The 1,310-nt window shown below is 69.5% G+C and carries 1 protein-coding gene and 1 pseudogene; both read right to left on the bottom strand.

The features are described from left to right. Positions 1 to 102: 102 nt before the first annotated feature. Positions 103 to 486, bottom strand: coding sequence for a hypothetical protein (locus tag ABT085_RS46425; RefSeq protein WP_351623277.1), 384 nt, complete (start codon positions 484 to 486; stop codon positions 103 to 105). Positions 487 to 602: 116 nt separating this feature from the next. After that, a pseudogene (locus ABT085_RS46420) lies at positions 603 to 1,310 on the bottom strand (hypothetical protein); the annotation flags it as partial.

The following is a 1,310-nucleotide window of genomic DNA, read 5'->3' as shown; positions in this document are numbered from 1 at the left end:
CGTGAAGTAGCCCCCGAAGCAGTACACGCAGGGAGCCTCCGAGACCCGTACCCCGGGTCTCGGAGGCTCCCTGCGTGCGTTCGGTGAGCGGGGTCGGCGCGGTCAGCGGGTCAGTGCGAAGCCCGCGGCCAGCAGGGCGACCACGACGACGACACAGAACACGAGGTGCAGGCGCGGATAGTCGTACCGGTCGCGGGTCACCCCGTTGCCGATCTCGTCCGCCCAGGTCCTGAACAGTTTGCGGGTCGGGAACAGTCCGATGGTCAGACCGAGGAGGGCGAACGCGTACATCACCAGCATGGCGTCCAGCCCGAAACCGGCCCGCCGCCCGAACGCGCCCGCGCCGATGCCGCAGACCACGATGACGAACGGGTAGGCCACCGAGAGCTTTCGGACCGGGATCCACCTGGCCATGGCGAAGCAGTGGATCACGGTGGCGGCTGCGGCCAGCAGCCACAGCCACTCGATCGAGACGGACGCGAGCACGAGAGCGGTGTCCTTCCGGGACGGGGGGCGGGGGCCGGCGACGAATCACCGGCCCCCGTCGGTCATTTCGGGTGATGATGCCCCGGCATGACGATGCCGTCACGCCGGGACCCTTGTCAGAACAGCGACAGCAGACCGGTGACCGGGGACACCAGGTCGTGCGCGAACTGCGTGATGTGCGTGGCCACCGGTGCCACCTCCGTCACCACCCCCTTGATCGCCACCTTGCCGAGTGCTCCGATCGCCTGGGACTGGCCGAACGTGATCAGGCCGAGGGCCGTACCGGCGGCGGACATCGCGAACTCACGGCTGCCGAAGCCGTATTCGAAGCCGGTGAACACCGTGCTGATGGCGGCGGTTCCGAGCGATACGTACCCGAAGGCCATCGCGACCGGGGCGAGCGGCGGGAACGCGAGGCTGGCCATGCCGAGGCCGGCGGCGACGAATCCGGTGCCGATGCTGATGTAGTTGAACGCGTCCGCGTAGAAGCCCGCGTCCGTGTACCACTCGTCGTTGTCGCCGTTGCTGCCGTCCGAGTTGACGTGGTCGTGGGTGCTGCTGTCAGCCGGGTCCGTGCCGTTCGCCCGGTTCTGCCGTGCCTGCGCGGCCGCCTTGTCCGCAGCGTCCAGCACCTCCAGCTTCCGCTTCGAGGCGGCGATGTTACGGGCTTCGGTGGCCGCGGCCGATGCCGTCGCCGCGTCCTTGCCCGCCGCGATCGCGGACGCTCGTGCGCTGCGTGCCGACGCCTGGGCGCTGTAGGAGGAGCGCAGCGCGCTGCGGGCCGAGTCGATCGCCATGTTGGCCGAGTAGTTCGCCGAACGGGC

Source organism: Streptomyces sp. NPDC002265 (genome assembly GCF_040296125.1).
In the GTDB taxonomy this organism is placed as follows: Bacteria; Actinomycetota; Actinomycetes; order Streptomycetales; family Streptomycetaceae; genus Streptomyces.
Note: the sequence above shows the minus strand (reverse complement) of the source record. Positions and strands in the feature narration are given on the sequence as shown.